The following is a 1,399-nucleotide window of genomic DNA, read 5'->3' on the forward strand; positions in this document are numbered from 1 at the left end:
TGGAGTGCCCCGACAGCCGTTCCGCGATCGCGGGCCCGGGCGGCGGGGCCGGGGAGTGGACGGGCTAGATCTTGGCGACCTGGTTGAACGACAGCTCGACCGGGGTCTCGCGGCCGAAGATCGACACCAGCACCTTGAGCTTCTGGGTGTCGGGGTTGATCTCGCTGACCGTCGCGGGCAGGGTCGCGAACGGACCCTCCATGACGGTGACGGACTCGCCGACCTCGTAGGCCACGTCCATGCGGGCCTCTCCGACGCCGCCCGCGGTCCGGGCCTGCTGCGCCTGCTCCGGCTCCACCTCCGGCTCGGGGGCGAGGAGCTTGGCAACCTCGGTCAGGCTCAGCGGCGCGGGCTTGTTGGACAGGCCCACGAAGCCGGTGACGCCCGGGGTGTTGCGGATGGCCGACCAGGACTCGTCGGTCAGGTCCATGCGGACGAGCACGTAGCCGGGCAGGACCTTCTCGGTGACCTGCTGGCGCTTGCCGCTCTTGACCTCGGTGACCTCGTGCTCGGGCACCTCGACCTGGAAGATGTACTCCTCCATGTTGAGGGACTGGGTGCGGCTCTCGACGTTGGCCTTGACCCGCTTCTCGTAACCGGCGTAGGTGTGCACGACGTACCAGTCGCCGGGCAGCAGGACGAGCTCGTTCTTGAACTCCTCGACGGGGTCCAGGCGGGGGGCCTCCTCCTCGGCGGCCTCGCCCTGCTCCTCGTCCTCCTCCACGACGCCCTCGTGGTCGTCGGCGGCCTCGGACGGGTCGGCGTCACCGGTCAGCTCCGGGCTGTCGGTGTCGGCCGCGTCGGTCGCGTCCTCCGGCAGCTCGCCCGCCAGGCCGGTCTCTTCCGCCGACGACTGAACCGGCTCCTCTTCGGGGAAGTCGTCAGAGGTCAGTGGGGACTCGGACACGGCTGCTCTTTCTCTCGTCGGATTCGCTCTCGGGGCGACGCACACGAGGCAGCGCTGTACGTCGAACCCGGTTCTGCCAGCTTACGGTCTCTCCGGGCGGACCGGGACCAACGCGCGGACGAGGAGGCCGCGTCCCGGCTCCTGCCGGAGGACGCGGCGCGGAAGTGGTGGTCAGACGCCCTGGGGAGTGCCGAACGTGCCGTACAGCCAGGTGACCGCCTCGCCGAAGCCCCAGTCCACGAGGGAGACGTATCCCAGGACGACCAGCACGAAGACGAGGACCACGATGGTGTAGGTCACCAGCTCGCGGCGGGTGGGCCAGCGGACCTTGCGCAGCTCTCCGGCGACCTGCTTGGTGAACGTCACCGGACCGGTACGACGCTTGGGCTCCTTGTCGGGCTTGGCGTCGGCGTCAGTCTGAGTCACCTGGGGTCCTTAGGGTCGCGGGCTGCTACTTGTTCCCCGTAGTTTCGGTGCCCGTGCCGTGGGGGG

General features: G+C 69.5%; 2 protein-coding genes. Both read right to left on the reverse strand.

The window, feature by feature from the left end:
- Positions 1-64 precede the first annotated feature (64 nt).
- Complete coding sequence (nusG, locus tag DQW06_RS28615) at positions 65-907, reverse strand: transcription termination/antitermination protein NusG (protein ID WP_013156097.1); 843 nt, start codon at positions 905-907, stop codon at positions 65-67.
- Positions 908-1,078: 171 nt separating this feature from the next.
- Positions 1,079-1,333 carry a preprotein translocase subunit SecE gene (gene secE, locus DQW06_RS28620; protein WP_013156096.1) on the reverse strand — a complete coding sequence of 85 codons (255 nt, stop codon included), beginning with the start codon at positions 1,331-1,333 and terminating at the stop codon, positions 1,079-1,081.
- Positions 1,334-1,399 lie beyond the last annotated feature (66 nt).

The organism is Nocardiopsis sp. TNDT3 (assembly GCF_003427465.1).
GTDB lineage: Bacteria > Actinomycetota > Actinomycetes > Streptosporangiales > Streptosporangiaceae > Nocardiopsis > Nocardiopsis dassonvillei.